This is a genomic window from Gilliamella sp. B2828, assembly GCF_026537125.1.
Taxonomy (GTDB): Bacteria; Pseudomonadota; Gammaproteobacteria; order Enterobacterales; family Orbaceae; genus Gilliamella.
This window is the reverse complement of record NZ_JAFNMU010000002.1, coordinates 262,670-284,343: the sequence shown is the minus strand read 5'-3', so window position 1 is coordinate 284,343 and position 21,674 is coordinate 262,670. Positions and strand designations below refer to the sequence as shown.

At 33.0% G+C, this 21,674-nt stretch carries 19 protein-coding genes and 1 pseudogene; 17 read left to right on the top strand and 3 right to left on the bottom strand.

Annotated elements, in window-relative coordinates:
- The first annotated feature begins 335 nt into the window (after positions 1–335).
- The 5 genes and pseudogenes from J3U19_RS03125 to J3U19_RS03105 all read left to right on the top strand — a co-directional run bounded on the left by J3U19_RS03125 (position 336) and on the right by J3U19_RS03105 (position 7,083).
- Positions 336–2,297 (top strand): extracellular solute-binding protein, encoded by a 1,962-nt coding sequence (locus tag J3U19_RS03125; RefSeq protein ID WP_267340045.1) that lies wholly within the window; start codon positions 336–338, stop codon positions 2,295–2,297.
- A 1-nt stretch (position 2,298) separates the two neighbouring features.
- Positions 2,299–3,387 (top strand): microcin C ABC transporter permease YejB, encoded by a 1,089-nt coding sequence (locus tag J3U19_RS03120; RefSeq protein ID WP_267340044.1) that lies wholly within the window; start codon positions 2,299–2,301, stop codon positions 3,385–3,387.
- Positions 3,387–4,418 carry an ABC transporter permease gene (locus tag J3U19_RS03115; RefSeq protein WP_267340043.1) on the top strand — a complete coding sequence of 344 codons (1,032 nt, stop codon included), beginning with the start codon at positions 3,387–3,389 and terminating at the stop codon, positions 4,416–4,418. The genes J3U19_RS03120 and J3U19_RS03115 overlap by 1 nt, the downstream gene beginning before the upstream one ends.
- A pseudogene (gene yejF, locus J3U19_RS03110) lies at positions 4,415–5,989 on the top strand (microcin C ABC transporter ATP-binding protein YejF); the annotation flags it as partial. The gene J3U19_RS03115 and the pseudogene yejF, both read left to right, overlap by 4 nt.
- A 236-nt stretch (positions 5,990–6,225) precedes the next feature.
- Positions 6,226–7,083, top strand: a complete 858-nt coding sequence (locus J3U19_RS03105; RefSeq protein ID WP_267340039.1) for a hypothetical protein — start codon at positions 6,226–6,228, stop codon at positions 7,081–7,083.
- 74 nt (positions 7,084–7,157) lie between these two features.
- Here the strand turns inward: J3U19_RS03105 and frdD are convergent, their stop codons facing one another.
- Together frdD and J3U19_RS03095 are read right to left on the bottom strand one after the other, a co-directional pair.
- Positions 7,158–7,514 (bottom strand): fumarate reductase subunit FrdD, encoded by a 357-nt coding sequence (gene frdD / locus J3U19_RS03100; protein WP_267340037.1) that lies wholly within the window; start codon positions 7,512–7,514, stop codon positions 7,158–7,160.
- 14 nt (positions 7,515–7,528) lie between these two features.
- Positions 7,529–7,957, bottom strand: a complete 429-nt coding sequence (locus J3U19_RS03095; protein WP_267340035.1) for a hypothetical protein — start codon at positions 7,955–7,957, stop codon at positions 7,529–7,531.
- Between the two features lie 599 nt (positions 7,958–8,556).
- On the opposite strand from J3U19_RS03095, the gene casA reads away from it, so the two are divergent.
- The 12 genes from casA to yciH all read left to right on the top strand — a co-directional run bounded on the left by casA (position 8,557) and on the right by yciH (position 21,180).
- Positions 8,557–10,065 (top strand): type I-E CRISPR-associated protein Cse1/CasA, encoded by a 1,509-nt coding sequence (gene casA, locus J3U19_RS03090; protein WP_267340034.1) that lies wholly within the window; start codon positions 8,557–8,559, stop codon positions 10,063–10,065.
- 39 nt (positions 10,066–10,104) lie between these two features.
- On the top strand, positions 10,105–10,722 hold the full coding sequence (casB, locus tag J3U19_RS03085) for a type I-E CRISPR-associated protein Cse2/CasB (protein ID WP_267340032.1): 618 nt from the start codon (positions 10,105–10,107) through the stop codon (positions 10,720–10,722).
- Between the two features lie 5 nt (positions 10,723–10,727).
- A complete protein-coding gene (gene cas7e, locus J3U19_RS03080; RefSeq protein WP_267340031.1) occupies positions 10,728–11,792 on the top strand; it encodes a type I-E CRISPR-associated protein Cas7/Cse4/CasC in 1,065 nt (354 codons plus the stop codon).
- A 12-nt stretch (positions 11,793–11,804) separates the two neighbouring features.
- The gene (cas5e, locus tag J3U19_RS03075; RefSeq protein WP_267340030.1) at positions 11,805–12,548 is read left to right on the top strand and encodes a type I-E CRISPR-associated protein Cas5/CasD; all 744 of its coding nucleotides are present in this window, start codon (positions 11,805–11,807) and stop codon (positions 12,546–12,548) included.
- Positions 12,549–13,220, top strand: a complete 672-nt coding sequence (cas6e, locus tag J3U19_RS03070; protein WP_267340029.1) for a type I-E CRISPR-associated protein Cas6/Cse3/CasE — start codon at positions 12,549–12,551, stop codon at positions 13,218–13,220.
- A gap of 1,232 nt (positions 13,221–14,452) precedes the next feature.
- Positions 14,453–15,094 carry a dTMP kinase gene (tmk, locus tag J3U19_RS03065; protein ID WP_267340028.1) on the top strand — a complete coding sequence of 214 codons (642 nt, stop codon included), beginning with the start codon at positions 14,453–14,455 and terminating at the stop codon, positions 15,092–15,094.
- Positions 15,091–16,077, top strand: a complete 987-nt coding sequence (gene holB / locus J3U19_RS03060; RefSeq protein ID WP_267345424.1) for a DNA polymerase III subunit delta' — start codon at positions 15,091–15,093, stop codon at positions 16,075–16,077. Before tmk ends, holB begins: the two co-directional genes overlap by 4 nt.
- Positions 16,078–16,140: 63 nt before the next feature.
- Positions 16,141–17,541, top strand: a complete 1,401-nt coding sequence (locus J3U19_RS03055) for an MBOAT family O-acyltransferase (RefSeq protein WP_267340025.1) — start codon at positions 16,141–16,143, stop codon at positions 17,539–17,541.
- 18 nt (positions 17,542–17,559) lie between these two features.
- Positions 17,560–18,948, top strand: a complete 1,389-nt coding sequence (locus tag J3U19_RS03050) for a DUF459 domain-containing protein (protein ID WP_267345423.1) — start codon at positions 17,560–17,562, stop codon at positions 18,946–18,948.
- Positions 18,941–20,113: a GDSL-type esterase/lipase family protein gene (locus J3U19_RS03045; protein WP_267345422.1), complete on the top strand. Its 1,173-nt coding sequence runs from the start codon at positions 18,941–18,943 to the stop codon at positions 20,111–20,113. The genes J3U19_RS03050 and J3U19_RS03045 overlap by 8 nt, the downstream gene beginning before the upstream one ends.
- A gap of 34 nt (positions 20,114–20,147) precedes the next feature.
- Complete coding sequence (pyrF, locus tag J3U19_RS03040) at positions 20,148–20,852, top strand: orotidine-5'-phosphate decarboxylase (RefSeq protein WP_267340022.1); 705 nt, start codon at positions 20,148–20,150, stop codon at positions 20,850–20,852.
- A 7-nt stretch (positions 20,853–20,859) separates the two neighbouring features.
- The gene (gene yciH / locus J3U19_RS03035) at positions 20,860–21,180 is read left to right on the top strand and encodes a stress response translation initiation inhibitor YciH (RefSeq protein WP_267340020.1); all 321 of its coding nucleotides are present in this window, start codon (positions 20,860–20,862) and stop codon (positions 21,178–21,180) included.
- 58 nt (positions 21,181–21,238) lie between these two features.
- Here the strand turns inward: yciH and tmaR are convergent, their stop codons facing one another.
- On the bottom strand, positions 21,239–21,559 hold the full coding sequence (gene tmaR / locus J3U19_RS03030) for a PTS system regulator TmaR (RefSeq protein WP_267340019.1): 321 nt from the start codon (positions 21,557–21,559) through the stop codon (positions 21,239–21,241).
- Positions 21,560–21,674: the final 115 nt, after the last annotated feature.

Below are 21,674 nucleotides of genomic sequence, written 5' to 3'. Positions count from 1 at the left end.
GAATGTAAAAATACAGAGAATAATTTTAAATGTGAACTCAAACGTTATATTTACCTGAAATTTATTTACATAAAGGTTAGTTTTATAAAAGAGTAAGTGAATTAAATCCTATATTTATCGACTCATAAAGACAGTATTAATAAATGTAATATCTGTTTTAATGTTAACTCTAGTATTTATTTTTGAGTTTATTAATTAGGTTTTGCTCATTTAGTTGAAGTTTGGCAAAATAGATGAACTATTATAGGTGGGAAAATGTTTTGAATCATGATGACAATAATTTCAATGGTACTCACCAATATTTATACCAGTGATTAAACAGGAATGACATTAGGATGATTAACCAATTCAAACAAAAAATGAATACACTACTTATCACAAGCTGTATAAGTGGGTTAACTATTTGTTCTATGACGGTTAATGCTCAAGAAAATCCGCCAGCACAATCGCCAACTTCAATAGAGGTGAAAGCTGATACTGTTTTGCCAAGCCAAACAATAATAAATGATGAGGCTACTCTCGTAGGACCTGTTCAAATTACTGAAAAAATCTATCATAAAACTATTTTTTCTTTGTTAGGTAAGCCTAAATATCCTGATGAATTTGATCATCTTGATTATGCAAATCCAAAAGCACCCAAAGGCGGAACGATTAAACTCGCCGAATTAGGTACTTTTGATAATTTCAATCGTTATGCTAGTCGAGGCGCACCCGAAAAAAATTCTGGATCATTATATGATACCCTTTTTACGAATTTAGCGGATGATATTACAAGTTTTTATCCGCTAATTGCGACATCCGTTACTTATTCTGATAATTATCGTTGGGCTGAAGTTACCATTAATCCTAATGCCCGTTTTCAAGATGGAAAACCGATCACTGCACATGATGTTGAATTTACTTTTCATAAATTTATGACAGAAGGCGTTCCACAATATCGTTTATATAATCAAAATATTACTGTTAAAGCACTCGATGACTACCATGTGCGTATCGATTTACCTGAATCAAATAGGGAAAAATTATTATCCTTTGTTGGCAATATGCCTGTTATACCACAACATTTTTGGCAAAATCACAATTTTTCTGAGCCAATTACTACCCCACCAGTTGGTAGTGGTCCTTATTTTATCAGCGATTATAAAATGGGACATTATGTGGTTTATCAACGCAATCCTAACTATTGGGCAAGCAATTTACCTATTAATAAAGGGATGAATAATTTTGATGAAAAACGCATTGAATACTATATGGATAGTAGTATTTCGTTAGAAGCATTTAAAGCAGGTGAATATGATCTCCGTGGTGAGGGGCAGCCCAAAAATTGGTTTACTCAATATCAAGGCCAATATTTTGATTCAAATGATATTATCAAACAAGAAAAACCAATTCAAACTGCTGTAGATACCAAGTGGTTAGCTTTTAATCTGAAAAAAGATTTGTTTAATGATGTCAAAGTTCGTGAAGCGATCACTTTAGCATTTGATTTTCAATGGTTAAATCATGCCTTTTATTACGATAGCTACAAAAGACCTTACAGTTTTTTTGAAAATACTATTTATGCTGCGATAGGTACTCCAAGTGATCAAGAATTAAAATGGCTTAATCAGTATAAAGATATTATCCCTGAACAGTCGTTCGATAATGCTTTTTATATCTCTAAAAGTGATGGTTTTGGATTTAATCGTGATAATTTATTAAAAGCGACAGATCTACTTAAACAAGCAGGATGGATAATTAAAGGAGGTAAATTAGTTAATGCCAAAACCAATCAACCTTTTGAATTTGAACTAGTTACATATCTCGGAGATGATGTTAAATATGCGACACCTTTTCAGAAAAACTTAGCTCGTTTAGGTATCACCATGAAAATAGTGTCACTTGATTATGCTCAGTTTACACGTCGTTTGCGTGAGCGTGATTATGATATGATGCCACGTAATTATGGCGCTAAAAATTATCCCTCATCAGACTTAATGATCCTTTGGGGAAGTGAATATCTTAATTCATCATGGAATGCTTCAGGATTACATAACCAAGCAATTGACGGAATTATCGCTGAAATTACTCGAAACTTAGAGAATGAATCAGAACTGATTCCTCTTGGGCGCGCACTTGATCGCATCTTAACTCATGAATATCCCATGATTCCAATGTGGTATAACAGCAATACTTATTATGCATATTGGAACAAATTTGGACAGCCAGCTGTTCATCCCGCTTACGCTATTGGTATCGATAGTTGGTGGTATGATGCAGATAAAGCAAATAGCTTGACTAAAAATCGGAAACATTAATATGCTTAATTATCTTGCTCGACGATTATTACTCATTATTCCCACGCTGTTTGTAATTTTAACGATTAACTTTTTTATCGTCCAAGTCGCACCAGGTGGTCCGGTTGATCAAGCATTAGCCATGATTGAAAATGGTCCGGAGGCAGTACAAGCAATTTTGCCGGGAATCGATAATAATGCAGTAAAATTGCAACAATATAAAAATGAGTCAAATTATCGAGGATCGCGTGGTCTTGATCCACAAATTGTTGTTATGATCGAAAAACAGTACGGTTTTGATAAACCAATAGTGGAACGTTATTTTGAAACATTAAAAAAATATGTCATGTTTGATTTTGGTGATAGCTTTTTTAAAAGTGAATCGGTAATTGGTTTAATTACTAAAAGTTTGCCTGTTTCGATTTCATTAGGGCTCTGGAGTACCCTAATTATTTATCTTATTTCAATTCCTTTAGGGATCCGTAAGGCGGTTAAAGATGGATCAATGTTTGATTTCTGGTCAAGTACATTAATCACTATTGGTTATGCAATACCCGCTTTTTTATTGGCGGTATTACTCATTGTGCTGTTTGCAGGTGGCAGTTATTGGGATATTTTCCCATTGCGTGGATTAATTTCCAATCATTTTGAACAGCTTGATTTTTGGGGTAAGGTAAAAGATTACGCATGGCATATTTGTTTACCGACTATTGCTATGGTGATCAGTGGATTTGCTTCTCTCACTATGCTAACCAAAAATTCTTTTCTAGATGAAATCCGTAAACAATATGTAATTACTGCGAGAGCCAAAGGTTTAACTGAAAAGCAGATCCTTTATAATCATGTGTTTCGTAATGCGACTTTACTAATTGTATCGGGCTTTCCGGCTGCTTTTGTTGGCATCTTATTTACCGGCTCGTTACTTATTGAAATAATATTTTCACTCAATGGTCTTGGTCTATTGGGTTATGAAGCGATTATTCAACGAGATTACCCTGTTATTTTTGGTTCGCTGTATATTTTTACATTAGTTGGACTGATTACTAAGTTATTATCTGATTTGTCCTATATGGTGATCGATCCACGCATTGACTTTGAGGCACGCAATTAATGACCTGCAATTACTCTATTAATCAGCAACGTTGGCAACGGTTTAAACATAATCGGCGTGGATATTTTTCACTTTGGTTGTTTTTGATCTTTTTTGTGATTAGCCTCTTTGCCGATTTTATTGCAAACGATAAGCCGATTGTTATTAAATATCAGGATAGTTTTTATTATCCTATTTTTCATTTCTATCCTGAAAGTAAATTCGGTGGACAATTTGATACGCAAACTAACTTTTTAGATCCGGTTGTGCAGCATAAAATAGAAGCTGATGGTTGGATGGTTTGGCCACCATTTCGGTATAGTTATAATACGTTAATTTATGATACACCAAGTACCTTTCCTACATCACCCTCTAACACACATTGGTTAGGTACCACTGATGCTGGGTTTGATGTGTTGGCAAATATATTATATGGTTTTCGTATTTCGATGTTTTTTGCCATTTTATTAACACTATTTACCACAATTATTTCCGTTATCATCGGCGCGATTCAAGGTTATTACGGTGGTAAAGTCGATTTGATTGGGCAACGTTTTATCGAAATTTGGTGTGGATTACCAGAGCTTTTTGTGATTATTTTATTGGCGAGTATTTTACCTCTTGATTTTTGGTGGTTACTAGGGATAACAGTGTTATTTGGTTGGATGGCTTTATCAGGTATTGTGCGTACTGAATTTTTGCGTACTCGTAATTTTGATTATATCCGCGCAGCCAAAGCAATGGGGGTTGCTGACAGCAAAATTATGTTTCGTCATATTTTACCTAATGCATTGGTTGCAACATTAACTTTTTTACCTTTTATTTTATGTGGTTCAATTACTACATTAACTTCTTTAGATTTTTTAGGTTTTGGTTTACCGATTGATTCACCTTCTCTTGGTCGTTTGTTGCTACAAGGTAAAAATAATTTGCAAGCGCCTTGGCTTGGTATTAGCTCTTTTTTAATTATTGCAACTTTGCTATCTTTGCTAATTTTTATTGGTGAAGCAATCAGAGATGCTTTTGATCCAAACAAGGGAGTGTATCAATGAGTACTACTTTATTATCTGTTGAGGATCTAAGTATTGCTTTCAAACGTGATACACAATCACAATTGCGTGTTGTAAGCAATGTGAGTTTTAATATTAATGAACAAGAAACACTTGCATTGGTTGGTGAATCAGGTTCAGGTAAAAGTGTGACTGCATTATCTATTTTACGTTTATTACGTAAAGAGCAGGTAAGTTATCCAACGGGTGATATTTTGTTTGAGGGGCAATCTTTGCTTCATGCTCCCGATAAAGAGCTTCGTAAAATTCGTGGCAATCAAATTAGTATGATTTTTCAAGAGCCTATGGTGTCGCTTAATCCATTACATACAGTTGAAAGACAACTTTATGAAGTACTATCATTGCATCGCGGTATGCGTCTTAATGCTGCTCGTAGCGAAATTTTGCAATATCTTGATCGTGTTGGAATTAAAGAACCAAAAAGTAAATTATCTGCTTTTCCTCATCAGCTATCTGGTGGAGAACGACAGCGGGTTATGATTGCCATGGCAATTCTAACCCATCCTAAATTATTGATTGCTGATGAACCAACTACCGCTTTAGATGTATCCGTACAAGCACAGATTATTCAATTGCTTAAAGAGCTTAAAAATGAATTGAATATGAGTATGTTATTTATCTCGCATAATCTTGGTATGGTCAAAAAGTTAGCTGATAAAGTGGCCGTTATGCAAAAAGGTAGAATTGTAGAATATAACAGTAAGCAACGTATTTTTTTATGTTCTGAACACGAATATACTCAAACATTACTAAATTCAGAACCAAGTGGTGATCCAGTTCTTTTACCTCAAACTCCAGGAATATTGCTTAGCGTTAACCATCTTAATGTGGATGTAATAACTAAAAAAAGGCTTTTTAGTCATGAACAAAAAAGAATTGTTGATAATGTTGGTTTGACAGTACATCAAGGTGAAACTGTTGGTCTTGTCGGGGAATCGGGCTCAGGAAAAAGCACTACAGCATTGGCTATTTTAAGATTGATTAAATCTCAAGGTGAAATCTTATTTGATAGCTACCCCATACAAAATTTAACAGGCAGAAAGCTATTACCATTTAGAAGTCGAATTCAAGTCGTTTTTCAAGATCCGTTTTCGTCACTCAATCCTCGTTTTAACGTTGAGCAAATTATTATCGAGGGTTTAATTACTCATAAAAAACTGAGTCAAGGTGAACGTAAAAAAGCGGTAATTGGTATTATGCAAGAGGTCGGTCTCGATCCTGATTTACGTTTTCGTTATCCAACCGAATTGTCTGGAGGGCAACGTCAACGTATTGCTATCGCTCGAGTACTAATTTTACAACCAGAATTATTGATATTAGATGAACCAACTTCATCTTTAGATCACACCACTCAAAAGCAAATTATTGATTTACTGAAATATTTACAAAAAAAGCATCAGCTCAGTTATCTCTTTATTAGTCATGATTTAGCGTTAATTTATTCAATATGTCATCAAGTAATTGTTATGAAGGATGCTCAAATTGTCGAGCAAGGTTCACGAGATAAGATTTTTTATTCTTGCGAACATGAATATACCAAAGCATTACTGTCATTTTTAGATAAACCCCCTCGTAGAGGAAGTAAAACCTTAATTCATGCCGATAAAGCTGAAAAAGTAGATAAGAGTGATCCAAAAAATGATCGTTCACGTAATCAAAAACAAGAAAAAAAAGTCGATTGGGAAAATGCTTTATTAATGCGCAAAAAATAGCTGTATATAAAGTAATAGTTGAAGTTAGGTTACTATTACCAATGGATAAATATTTATCACTTTTTAATAGGTTAGTCATGCAAAAACAAATATTACCGTGTTCAATAACACTCTGTCTGTTGTTACTTTCACCAACTGTAATGGCTTTAAGTTGTGGTGATGATTCCACTCAAAATAGGGTTCAAGCCAATAATTATATTTTTCAAATTTTGGATTTTATTGATTTACCAGCCCATGGTATTAAACAAGAAGTTAGAACATCAACAACAAGAATGAATAATCATAATGAGTTAACGGCTAAGCATACACTCAATTATGATCAAAATGGATTAATTACTCAAAGCCAATATGTTTTATTCACGGATGAGAATAAACGTGTTTATTCAGAATATTTGCAAAAAACAACCGTTGGTTGGGAAAATTTTATTGAAGATTTGGACGATAAAACAAGCAGTATCATTCAATTTAAAACCGACAGTCAAGGTAAAATAGTTGAGTCGCAACAAGCGAAAGAGGCTTTAGACTTTATCTTCATTGAAACGGATAGTTATGAATATGATATTAATAATTGTCTGATCAGCAAACAGGTGCAGTGGAAGCTTAAAGGAGTGGATGAACAAGGTAAATTTACCGGTGTTGATCAAAATGGTGCATCATCTTATACATTTAATTATCAAAAACAGCAATTAGCTAATGTGTCATATCAGTTTAGTAACAATACCCAAAATGAAAGTAACTTTTTATATCAATACGATAATAATCATCGCTTAACAGCAATACAATCAACTTATTTATCGGCAAGTAAAAATTCAGTGAACTCCACTACTCAATTTTTAACCTTTAATGACAAAAATAATTGGCTTACTGCAACAAAAATAAGAGAAGATCAAAAAAATAAACAAACGAATATTGTTAGAGAAATGACGTATTACTAATTTTTAACATTAATCAGCGTTATCCAACCGGATAACGCTTTTTGGCTATGAATCATATCTAAATATCTTATTATTTACATTCGAACAAACAAAATATAAATGGCATGGATAGTCCAGGCAAGAGCTAGAGCAACGGTAAGTATCTTTTCCCGTTTTGGGTAGATTTTATGATGGTGTAAAATCACAATAATCTTGTGTAATGCGCACCAAATTGGCAATGAAATCATGAAAAATAAAAATAATTTACCCGTTTCGGTATTTGTTACTTTAAGTATGTAAGAACGAGTTGTTGCATCGCTAAAAGGAATAATGAACGCAATTATTATTATGATGACGGGTAAAAAGACAGCAGTCCATGTACCGCCTAAAATAAATAATCCTTTCTCAAGTTTTCCTTTTTTGTGTGTAGTTTGAATTTCTTGATTTTTCATTGTATAAATACCGTTTATTTTGAAACAAATAACACTAAGTAAATTGAAATAGCGATTGTAACCAACCATAAGCCGGCAGTGAATAAATAATCCTGTGCTGTTTTATTCGATCTTGTTGAAAAAATAACTTTAGGTATTAAATTAAACCAACTTATTGAATGAAAAATAGCAATCAATAATACAATGCAATTTAGTACAACTACAAAAGGGCTACGTAAAAAAAAGATAAAACGATAAAACTCATCTTGTCCCATACTATTGGTATACATGCAAATTACGCCATACATTAATACTAAACTGCCCCAAAGCATCGCAAAGGGAATTAATTTATGCATAATAGCAATTATTAAAGGGTGCTTTATCTTAAATTGAACTACATCAATATGATTAACGTTTTCTTGTTTATCGTTGCTGGGATAGCTATTGTGTTGTTTTGGATTCATAAATCTCTCAATATCACCTTTAAACTCATTTAATGAAGAATACTTATCATGGTTAACTTTAACTTCCCAATTATAAAGGCAAACCTGATTTATGTCGCTAATTTTTGGCTGTAATAATATAAGCTTTAGCTTAACCTTAACCTATCCCTAGTATTATGAGCATCATCAATGATATGTAGTCAATAATGTAAAAAACGGTTACTCTATAGTTTATAAAAAAATTAAATAGAGATCGCATTCTATCAATTATTTAATGGAAAAAATTATAAAATTCTGTTTAGATGAATCGTCTTTGATTAAAAAATCCACGATAGTGGAGTAAAACCAATTATAGACTTTATTTTTTCTCTTTATTTTGTTATCGAGATCAAATCATTGTGCAACATGATAATGAATTACATAAATAGCTAATAAACTCTTTCCGTATTAAAGTTTGGCACTATTAAATAAAGCAAACAATTGACAAAAAAGAATTTCAGTCTTATCTTTTTAATTTTAGGTTAGAAAATAAGTTCAAAAATGATTATATAGTTTAATTCAAAGCCGATAATCGGAATAAGGTTAACATGCTGATTATAGATGAAATTAAGGAGTATAATTTGTCTTCTTTATCTTTATTAGACGAAAAATGGATTCCAGTTATTCATTTCGATGGTCATATTAGTAAAATTAATCCTTGCCAAATTTCTGATGAAACAATTTTCGATCTCGCCTATTTTCGACCTGATTTTCAAGGTGCTGGTTATCAATTTCTTATTGGTTTATTGCAAACGACTTTCTCGCCATATGATCATGAAGAGTGGTTTGAATATTGGGATAATGGTATTTTGCAATCAGAACTTAATAAAGCTTTTTCGCAAGTTCAAACAGCAATGCAATTTGGTGCAACTAAGCCAGCTTTTATGCAAGATTTTAATAAATTAAACACTAACTATTTGCCTATATCAGGTTTATTAGTAGAAGGTCCTGGTGAAAATGCATTAAAAAAGAATACAGATCACTTTATTAAGCGTGATTTCGTCAAAGCGATATGCCCACACTGTGCTGCAATAGCGTTATTTACTTTACAGACTAATGCTCCATCAGGAGGTCAAGGACATCGAGTCAGTTTACGAGGTGGAGGACCAATAACAACTTTGTTAATGCCAGAATTGAATCAAGCGGCACCATTATGGAAAAAGTTGTGGTTAAATGTGATGCCACTCAGTGATGACGAAAAACCTACACATTATGATGAAACTGTCTTTCCGTGGTTAAACAAAACAATAACTAGTGAACCGCCAAAAAATTTAAGTGTATTTCCTGAGCAAGCAAACTATTGTCAAGCCTTTTGGGGAATGCCACGCCGAATTGAACTTGATTTTAATCATGTTAAACAAGGTGAATGTGATTTGTGCGGTGAAACGTCGACACAATTAATAACTCATTATCAAACTAAGAATTACGGAATTCAATATCAAAACTGGCGTCATCCTTTAACACCATATCGAGTTGATATTAAAACAGGAGCGCTTTTAGCGATTAAAGGTCAACCGGGTGGATTAATTTACCGTGATTGGTTAGGTATGGTAACCAATTACGAAAACGTTGTAGCTGCTAAAATTATCTTTGTCAACGATGAACGAAGATTAAAAGGTAAGGATAAATGCAGATTGTGGTGCTTTGGATATGATTTTGACAACATGAAAGCGCGTTGTTGGTATGAACACACATTCCCTGTTATCCCTGCGTTAAATGAGCCGGATAATGATTTAGAAAATCTTATTTCATTAGCATTAGAATTGAGTAAAGAAACTTTACTAATTCTACGTAAGGCTATGGAAACTATTAATAAACAATCCAATGTTGTTAATCATGCTTTCTGGAAAGATACTGAACCGTATTTCTATCAATTAGTTAATCAACTTATCGTTCAAAAAAATAATCCAAACGGGCGATTAGATTTGTTAGCTGATTGGGCTAATACTTTATTAAATTATATTACACAAACCTATGATAAAACTGCATTTGCTTATTCAGATGAACAATCAGTTTTATCCCAAAAAATAACAGCAAGGGAGAAATTATTGACAGATTTCAATAAACTTAAGCGTTTTAAAAAAATATAAAATACTAATTATAATTATATGTAAGGGATGAAAAAAAGTATGTCAAACAATTTAATTAAAAGGACAATCATATTAAATGAAAGCCATAAAAGATGCATTGATGAATGGTTTTCAGTGTTACAACAAAGATCAAGTCGTTTTAATGGAGCTTCTTATAATGGGCGTCAGTTAAAAGCTGAACTCCGGCGTACATCATTACCTTATGGGGTAATATTACAAACCGGTTATTTTATTTTAGCTGATGCGTTATTTAGTGAGGAGCAGGGATTAAGATCAACATCTATCCATCAAGAAGCACTAGCAATATTTGTTGCTGTTGCTGCTTTTGTAAGTGAAAGTAATGACAAAAAATCATTTGCTGAACAATTAGGTGAAAAAACAAGGGGAGGGCAACATAATACTTTATCTCCTCTACGTTTTGAACAATTGCAAGCCAGTAGCACACCTGAAGAATTTTGCCGACGATTAATTCGTGCCGTCAAATCTCGTGGAGATAATGGTATCAATCTTTTTTCACTTGCTGATGGTATCTTTTTATGGGTACAAGAGTGGCATGATCGTTTGCAGAATTTGTCACCTGATATTAATCCTTTTCGACGCCTATCTGTTCGTTGGGCAATGGAGTACTATTCGACTAAAAAATCATCTAAGGAATAACGATTATGACAACATTTATTCAATTACATCTATTAACTGCTTATGCGCCTTCTAATTTAAATCGTGATGATTTAGGCCGCCCTAAAACTGCCAAAATGGGTAATAGTGATCGTTTACGTATTTCTTCGCAAAGTTTAAAAAGAGCATGGCGTACCTCGGATTGTTTCAATCAATCATTAAGTAACAATATGGGTATTCGATCTCGTCGGTTTGCAAGAGATTGGGTTTACGAAGTAATGAAAAATAAAGGTGTTGACGATATAATTGCTAAAAATAGTGCCATTAAAATTGCTGGGCAATTTGGTAAACTTAAAAACGAAAAGTCACCAAAAGATCCATTGACAAATTTTGAAATTGAACAGTTAGTGCATATTAGTTGTAATGAACAACAAGCTATTAAACGATTAGTGGAATTACTCATTACTGAACGACGCGAGCCAACAGATGCAGAAGTAAAATTATTACGTAAAGAAAATAGTAGTATTGATATTGCACTATTTGGTCGAATGTTAGCTGATAGTCCTGCATATAACGTTGAAGCTGCTTGTCAGGTATCTCATGCCTTAGGTGTTAGCAGTGTTATTATTGAGGACGATTTTTTTACTGCCGTTGATGATTTAAATAATAAAGAGCAAGATGCAGGTTCTGCACATTTGGGTGAGCGGGGCTTTGCTTCTGCATTATTTTATATTTATGTGTGTATCAGCCGAGACTTATTGCTGGAAAACTTAAATGGCGATGAAACATTAGTTGATACTACATTAAAAGCATTAATTGAATGTGCTGCTAAAGTTGCTCCAACCGGTATGCAAAATAGTTTTGCATCGCGAGCATATACTTCCTATTTATTGATAGAAAAAGGTAAGCAGCAACCCCGCTCTTTAGCAGTAGCTTATTTTAATCCAATACGTAGCGAGGATATGGTAAACGATGCTATTACACGCTTAGAGTTACAACTCAATAAATTTGATCAAGTTTATGGTTCTTGCGCTGATAGTCGTTATAAGCTTAATAGTGAAACAGGTGAAGGAAATTTAACGGCTGCTTTAGATTTTGTTATGCAAAAATAAGGGATAATAGATATGATAAAACATCTTATTTTTCAGATTTATGCACCATTAACATCATGGGGGCAACCTGCTGTAGGTGAAGTTCGCCATAGTAATGAGATTCCTTCACGTTCAGCTTTATTGGGGTTGATTGCTGCAGCATTAGGCATTCGGCGCACAGATGAGCAACTTAATACGTTTAATCAGCATTACCATTTTGCTATCCGTCCATTTAAAGCTAAGAGCAGTTGGTTTAGTGATTTTCAGACAGTACAAGCGCCAAGAGTAAATAAAAAAGAAACGTTTTATACTCGATTTGATGAGATTCGTCGAAATCCACGTGAACTTGAAACCTTACTTTCACAACGAGAATATTATAATGATATTTATTATCAAATTATTATAACTCAAACCCAAGAAGCACCTTATACTCTTGAGCAAATCAAACAAGCGTTATTACAGCCTGTTTTTCCATTATATATAGGAAGAAAAAACTCACCACTGGCGTTACCATTGGCACCTACTATTTTTGAAGGAACGTTAAGTGATGCCTTTATTTTTGCAGATAGATATTATCAGCAATATCATCAATCTGATTCTGCTATTAGCAATATATTAAAAAGTAATGCTGATGAATATTATTGGGAGCATGCGGAGGTTTATGACAATTTGGAAGTAACTAAAATTCAGCTTCGTCAAGATCAACCGATTAACCGTACTCGTTGGCAGTTTAAGCCACGACTGCAATATTCGGGATTTTTAAAAAGGAGCAAATAGATGTATTTTTCTCGAATTACCTTAAAATTAAATCGGCTTCCTTATGTCATGCAAAAGAAAATACAATATGCTGGTTTATATGCAATTCATCAATGGTTATGGCAGCTTTTTCCCAATCAAGATAAACGCACATTTTTATTTCGTGAGGAGCAAACTAATAAGGTTAGCCAGTATTATATATTATCAGAAGTTGCTCCTATAACAGATCATGAATTATTCTTTGTTGAAACCAAACGTTATTTCCCACAATTAAGTCTAGGGATGAAGTTAGCCTTTTCATTGCGCGTCAATCCAGTTGTTTTTAAAAAAGGCAAACGATCTGATGTAATGATGAACGTAAAATATCTCGCAAAAAAACAAGATTTATCTGAATTAGATCTAAAAAATCGCCAAAATGAAGCTGCTTTAAATTGGTTGATTAAACAGAGTGAAAATCGAGGATTTTCTCTATTTCAAAATAATGAAAAACAGGTTCGCTGCGATGTTATCGGAACAAAACAACATCAACTCCATAAACGAACAGGTATGAACCCAATCACTTTTACTAGTGTTGATTTTGAGGGAATTTTAACGGTTACCGATCCTCAACTTTTTTTAGAAACTCTTTATCAAGGTATTGGTAAAAGTAAAGGGTTTGGTTGTGGATTATTTTTAATTAAACGTTATCAATAGTTATTATTATATGAAATAGATTCCATTAAATTTAATTTCTTTAAAAAACCATTAATGATATTCTTTAATATGAATAGATTGATATTTAATGGGGTTGTATGTATCAATATAAATCAAGTTAGGATCTTTTTCTGTGATTTGATTGTTTGTACTATGTTAAAGCTATACACAAAAATAACACACATGGGTGTAAAATGAATTTTAATCTCTGATTTTTTATTTGTTTTGGGCGGTGAAATCACCGTTTGGATGTGCTTTCTAAAATAACTTGAGCCGAAGGATTGAACAATTTGTTTTATAGAGTTAAATTAGAATTTCATTATGATTTATATTCAAAAATTGTAAAAATTAGTGTGAATTTCGCTATGGTAGTATTGAGCTCCTTCACGCTCTAATGACATTTTACCTTTTGAGATTGTATAACCTTAATTTCTCGTCTATATTGGATTTAGTGTCACTAGTAATGAGTATGTCTGTCGTTATTTCAGAATATATATTATCTAGATTAGGGCTGTTCAGCCATTTAGGTTATTTAAAATTAGAACTGATGTTTACTTTGGCGATCTATCAAGATCTATTAGATTACTGTTGTTGGTAACAAATCACTGTTTTTATACAATGAGATAAAGTTGTTCCTACAGGAATAACGCATCCTGAATAAGGATTCGACCTCCAAACTGATGGTGTTATTAGAATAATTCAGATTGATTTAGTTGGACTAAATTTAGTCTCTTTTTTACTTATTTAAAATCAATATGTTCATGTCATTTAAAGAAATTTGTAGAATTTTGGTTTGCTAATAAACTAAAACCAAACCAAAGAATTATCTATTTAGCCTGTTCCCTGTATAAACAGGGATAAACCGTTTGCAGTTATTTGTTTTTTTAAAGTATTCTGTGTTCCCTGTAAACACAGGGATAACCTTCGAAATTGAAATCAAGAGAGTCCCCGTTGTCGGTTTCAGGTGATAACAGTATACACTTTGAAAGTCTTAATAAAGTTCAACTTTATCTCCTGACTAATATAGATCCTTATTTGTATTTATCTTTTAATGAATATCAATAAGCGAATTATATTTATCAAAAAGCCGAAATAGTTACAAAATTTATTTCAAAACATGAAAATTGAAGGGAATAGTTAGTGGCTAAACTAAACTAAAATAATAATCAAAAATAGCGTACAATAGCTCGATATTAAACATATGATCATCATAAATAGTTTAGGAATTTAGTATGACAGGCAAATTTATTGTCATTGAAGGTCTTGAAGGTGCGGGTAAAACGACTGCAATCAATACCGTTGCTCGTATTTTAACTCAATATCATATTTGCGATTTACAATTTACTCGTGAGCCTGGTGGTACACCAATTGCTGAAGCATTACGCAAGCTTATTAAAAATGGTTTAGATGATGAACCTTTGACCGATAAAGCGGAATTGCTAATGTTATATGCTGCTCGTATTCAATTGATTGATAATGTAATCAAGCCGTCACTGAATGCGGGGAAATGGGTTATTGGTGATAGGCATGATTTATCAACTCAAGCTTATCAAGGTGGTGGTCGTCAGTTAGATAAAATTTTTATTACCACATTGAAAGAGCAAGTTTTAGGTAACTTTAAACCTGATCTAACTTTATATTTAGATATTGAACCACAAATTGGCTTAATGCGAGCTAGGGCAAGAGGAGAACTTGATCGTATTGAACAGCAATCCCTCCCCTTTTTTGAGCGAATCCGTCAACGTTATTTAGAACTGGCAAATCAAGATGAAACCATTTTTATCGTTGATGCATCTAAATCAATCGATCAAGTAACAAGGCAAATTGAACTTATCTTAACAAAATGGTTAACAAAACAGGTTGCTAATGTATGATTTTAAATGATTATCCTTGGCTTATATCTCCTTATCAACAATTTGCTGAAGGAATTATACATAAAAGAACTCATCATGCGTTATTGATTAACTATGTGCAAGGAAGTGGTGAAGATGACTTCATTATGATGGTGGCCAATCGTTTATTGTGTTTGTCTGCACAGAATTTAGAACCCTGTTTAAATTGTCATAGTTGTAAGTTGTTTATGTCTCATCATCATCCAGATTTTTACATCATAACTCATGAACAAGGTAAGCAATCTATTGGTATTGATCAAATACGAAATATTACTACTAAAGTGTACGAAAAATCACAACAAGGCGGCAATAAAGTCATTTGGATTAAGCATGCAGCTTTAATGACGGAAGCCGCAGCTAATGCATTACTCAAAACATTAGAAGAGCCATCAGAAAATACCTATTTTATTTTAAGTGATGAGCATAATAGCCATCTATTACCAACAATTCATAGTCGTTGTTTTTCTTATTTTTTATCCGTTCCTAAATTGGAACAATCCATTGAATGGTTAAAAAAGAAACATAGTCAGCAAAGTAGCAATAATGAGCTTGCCTCTGCACTGTTATTGAGCGAAAATGCGCCACTAGCAGCACTTGCTTTATTAAAACCAGAAAAGTGGCAGCAAAGAAAAGCATTTTGTGACCATTTATTACGCGTTGTATCCCATAATGATTATTGGCAACTGGCAAAAACATTCGATAATGAAGAATTTATCGAATGTATCATTTGGTTTTGCGCTTTATTAAGCGATGCATTAAAAGCGAAACAAAAAGCTGGTCGTTTTATTGTTAATCGTGATCAGGTGCCATTAGTAAGATTATTAGCAACTAAAAGTAATGAAAAAATTTCTGCACTCTATGAATTATGGTTGCAGGCTAGACGTTTATTATTGTCTGTAACAGGCCTGAATAAAGAGTTAATTATTTATAATGTGTTAGCTCAGTCTGAGATGATTAGTGATTAAGACGTTAATATATTTTTGAAAGAACTTTTCAGGTTCGATATATGTTTTATAAAAAGGAATGCAGTGAGTTATTTATCTATTGAATTTGGATTAATCTTTATCGTTTTTTTTGCATTATATTGGCGGTATCGTTTTTTTCCTAGATTACAAAATAAATTACTTTTAGTCTCAAGCTATCTTATTGTGGCGAGTTTTAGCTTGCAGTTTGCACTCATTCTTTTTATTTATACCTGTGTAATTTATTTTTTCTCAATTAGGATTGCTGCATCAGATCAAAATGACAATAGGTGGTTAATATGGGCATTATGCCTATCAATAGCGAATTTGTCGCTGTTTAAATATTTTGACTTCTTCCGGTACGAATTGCAGGCTTTATTTAATTTCTTTCATTTACCAATAGCGCTACCGGTTGTAACAGTACTTATTCCTATTGGCATTTCATTTTATACTCTTCATTCAGTTAGCTATATCGTTTCAGTAAAAAAAAGTGAATTACCTGTAGCCAAATTTTGGGATTTTGCACTTTTTTTATCTTTTTTTCCGAGTGTAATTGCTGGTCCAGTTAATCGTGCTAAAGACTTTCTACCTCAAATAACCACTCGCCATCCTCGCAAGATTTTACATCCTTTTAGAGCATTTACTTTAATTATTTTATCTGTAATTAAGGTTTATTGTTTGGGTGGAATTATAAGTGAAAACTGGGTTACACCAATTTTTGCAAATCCTTTAGAATTTAGTGTTATTGATTTGTTAGTTGGGCTTTATGGTTATGCAATTCAAATTTATTTAAATTTTTCAGGCTATACTGATTTAGTTACCGGTATGGCTTTTTTATTAGGTTTCCGTTTACCAAATAATTTTAACTTTCCTTATTTAGCCTGTAATTTACGGGAATTTTGGAGTCGCTGGCATATTAGTTTATCGCATTGGATTCGTGATTATATTTACATTCCTCTTGGCGGCAATCGCAAAGGATTTATTCGTACACAAGTTAACGTGATGTTAGCTATGTTGTTATCGGGTTTATGGCATGGGGCTGGAATTAATTTTATTATTTGGGGAGCATGTCACGGAGTTGGTATCATGGTGCTTAATATTTGTGATCGTTATTTTGGCCGTGGCTGGATAACTGAGCGCTCACCTACATTAGCCAGGTTTCTAACTTGGCATTACGTGTGTTTTGCCTGGTTATTTTTTAATTGTGAAAGCTTACCTGATGCATTGGATTATTTAACTGCATTAACACACAACTTTTTAATTGAACCAAAATATACGGTAATTTTTTTAAATATCTGTGTAGTATTTTTTATTTATCCGATTTTAAAAAATATTCCAGATTGGTTTACTTTACTGATAAGTAAAATAAATCAACATTATTTACCTATCATTTTTATATCAGTATTGTGGTTGACTATATATATTGCACCTTCAGGTGTGCCAAACTTTATCTATGCTAACTTTTGATTATGATGATAACTTATTATGGACTATAAAAAATCGTTTTCGAAAAATAAGAAAAAAATCTATTTAAATCTGAAATGGCAATGCCCTAATGCATTGAATAAAGGCGTTTTCAAGCGTTCAAGAAAATTTGTCAAAAATAATGTTATTTCCGAAATTGTTAGAAGTAATTTATCCGCTCGGTATATTTGTTTGATTCTACTTTTGACAGCGCTTGTATTGATGTCAATTTATTACAAATCAATACTAATTTATTGGCAACAAACTTATCATTCACACCTATTGGATTCCAATACGCTTACTCAAGATACCTCCTCTGAAGAGTTCGAAAAAGAAACAGCTAAAGAAATTACCACATCTCAAGATGACTTAGTCTCTTCTAAAAAAATGATTTCTGATCAATCTGATCAATCTGATCAATCTGATGAATCTACTAAGTCGGTAGAGACTATTGAAGAAACTCTATCAGAATCAAAAGAAAATAAACTTGAAACTAAAGAAGATATTCTAAAATTATTTATGGAGGAACAATCAATAGGAGATGAATTACCTAAATTAGAAATTATCGAGCCAGACAGTAAGTTAGAAAATAAACAAGAAACAATTAGCAATGTTGTAGATAATGTTAATGAGAAAGTTCAACAACCATCTACAGAGGTTACAACAATTCAAACACAAGTTGCGCCGATAGCTCAAAATGACATACCAAAGGTTTTGTTTGAGGATGTATCATTAGTTGATCAGCCAACACCAATTGTATTGACTCAAAATGATAAAGTTTTTTTTGCTGGTGATTCTTTAATGCAAGGTGTTGCACCCTATGTTAAAAAAATGTTATTCAAACAATATAAAATTGAAAGTATTGATTTAAGCAAACGCAGCACTGGACTTAGTTATCCTAAAGCTTTCGATTGGCCAAAAGCGATTGATGATAAATTATCTGAAGATCCTTCAATTAAATTACTTGTCGTTTTTTTAGGTGCTAATGATCCGTGGGATTTTCCTGTCAAAGGCTATGCAACAAATGCAAGATTTAAGTCTAAACTATGGGAAAAACAGTACCGTTTACGTATTGTCAGTATTTTAGATCATGTACAAAAACATCGTGTACAAGTCCTTTGGCTTGCACCTCCTTGTATGCGTAAGCAAAAACTAAATGATGGTATGGTTTATCTTAATAAATTATATCAGTCAGAGCTTAAAAAAACTCAACAACATTTTCTAACAACCAATGAATTACTCGGTTGTTCATATGAAAAATTTAATAGTTTTATTGAAACGAATAAAGAGAAAATCAAAGTAAGGGTTGATGATGGTGTACACTTTACACCTTCAGGTCAAAAAATTCTGGCAAAGGCCATTATGGAAAAAATAATTTTCAAAAAATTAGAGGATATCCATAGTGAATAGGTTTTTAAAGTCTTTTCTGACTGTTATTTTTATGTCTCTTTCGTTTGGATATGGTGTGGCTGAAAGTAAAGCAACTACGGACGCTGGAGTCATTGATTTCGGAGACCCAAATGCTAAACAATTTGCTACTCGATTGAAATCATTGATGACCAATAAAAGAGTTAATAATGTTGTTAATATAACTCAATTTGGTGATTCTCATACCGCTGCTGATTTTTTTACTGGCGAATTTAGGTCATTGATGCAGGAGAAATATGGTAATGCTGGTATCGGGTGGATAACACCAATTGCGGTAAAAGGTCAAAGCCATGCAGCTGTGACTTGGAAAAGTAAAAACTGGGATGTTTTAAGTAGTAGAACTTTGAGCAATAGAGATTTTCCTATGGGGGGATTTATCGCAAAACCTAACCAAAATTATGCGGTATTACAGATTTTACCTAAAACAGATTATAATACAGATTGGCGAGTTCAGTTAATTTTTAAACCTCTAAAAAATACGTCTAATTTATTTAGGCTTTATGATATTAACAATAATAGAATTAAATTTGATTATGCACCTAAAGCCAATATTTGGCAAAGTGTATCTGTTGTTGCTAAAATGCCAATAAAAATAACTGGACAAAGTACTGTTGAACTTGGAGGTATTTGGTTAACTCGTTATCAGCAACCCGGTGTTATTGTCTCAGCAATTGCCACAAATGGGGCAAGGCAGGCTATTTGGCAAAAATGGAGTCCAAGTTGGTTTAAAGAACTTTCTTTATCAAAAAGTGATTTAATTATACTTGAGTATGGAACCAATGAGAGTTTTGATGAAACCTTAGATCTTAACGCATACCGAAAAAATTTAATTAATAATATACGGCTCATTCGTAAATCATTACCCAATGCCGCTATTTTAATAATGACACCACCTGATACAATGGTTAATCAAAAAGATATACCTAAATCATTTTCGGCAATAATGAATATTCAAAAGCAAGTAGCTAAAACTGAAAAAACCTTATTTTGGGATTGGCAAAAAGCTATGGGAGGCAAATTTGTTATTAAAGAATGGCGTAAACGAGGTTTAGCTCGCCCAGATTTAGTTCATCAAACTTTGAAAGGTTATAAAGAAAGTGCGCGAATTTTTTATAATGATTTAAATGAATTTGTACAAAAGAGATAGATTAAATTTAAGATAAAAAAGGGATAAATGAGTTATGTCATCACCAATTATTGTTGCTATTGATTTTTCTGATGTTAAGTCAGCTTGGAATTTTATTGATCGGGTTGAGCCGAAAGATTGTCGTTTAAAAATTGGTAAGGAATTATTTACTCATGCTGGTCCTGAATTCATAAAACAGGTTATGAATAAAGGCTTCGAAATATTTTTAGATCTTAAATTTCATGATATTCCAAATACCGTGGCTAAGGCAGTATCAGCGGCGGCTGATTTAGGTGTTTGGATGACTAATGTTCATGCTAGCGGCGGTGCTCGTATGATGGAGGCGGCAAAAGATGTTCTCTATCCTTATGGTAAAGATGCACCACTTTTAATCGCTGTAACAGTATTAACAAGTATGGAAGCAGCAGATCTTAAAGATATTGGTATTAATGTTTCACCTTTAGAACAAGCGACCAAATTAGCGATGCTGGCTAAAAATTGTGGACTTGATGGTGTTGTTTGCTCAGCGAAAGAAGTACAAAGCTTTAGAACTAGACTTGGTAGTGATTTTAAATTGGTCACACCAGGTATTCGTCCTATAGGCTCAGGTCCTGATGATCAGCGTCGAATCATGACACCACAACGCGCTCAAGCGGCTGGTTCCGATTATTTAGTCATTGGCAGACCAATTACTAAAGCAGAAGATCCCGCTAAAACATTACAAGCTATTTTATCTACCCTTGATTTAAGTAAGAGTTAATTAAATTATGTCTGTTAACCCTCTTGTTTATTCGACCGATCAAGGGCGAATTAAACCAATTGAACAAAAATCATCTCATCCTAAAGGTGATGGTATCATACGTATTCAGCGCCAAACATCGGGTCGTAAAGGAAAGGGTGTGTGTGTTCTTTCTGGTTTTGATTTAGATAATGTTCAATTGTTTAAATTAGCTGGAGAACTAAAAAAACGTTGTGGATGTGGCGGTTCTGTTAAAGATAGAACAATTGAGATTCAGGGCGACAAACGAGATCTGTTAAAGTCATTGCTAGAAGATAAAGGCTTCAAAGTGAAATTAGCCGGCGGATAATTTCACTGATAAAACATAACTCCCATGGATCAAATTATGGGAGTTATATATTCAAACCTTAATTTGAACGATAAGTGCGCATTTTTTTACTGATATCGCGACGTTCTTTAGAAATTTCAGCATTTTTAATAATATAATCATCAACTCGATCATCATAATCGCTTTTCATATTCGCAATAATCGCTTGAAGTTCTTCATACGACATATTTGGTTTAATATATTCACTTAGATTTTCAAGTAAGAGTACACGTTTTTGGTTATCGCGAATTTTTTTCTCATTATCTGAAATTTCACGTTTTAATTTATTTAAACGACGTGATAGGCGAATGTATTCTAATACATCTTGAAATGATGGTGCACTTGTTTTTTCCTTGTCCATCTAAAACCCCTTGATTTTAAAAAATTGAAAAATAAACTTCAGCTAATTATATACTAATAATTTTTTAAGATCATATTAATTATATTTTTAAACACCATCAAATTTTGTTGGAAAA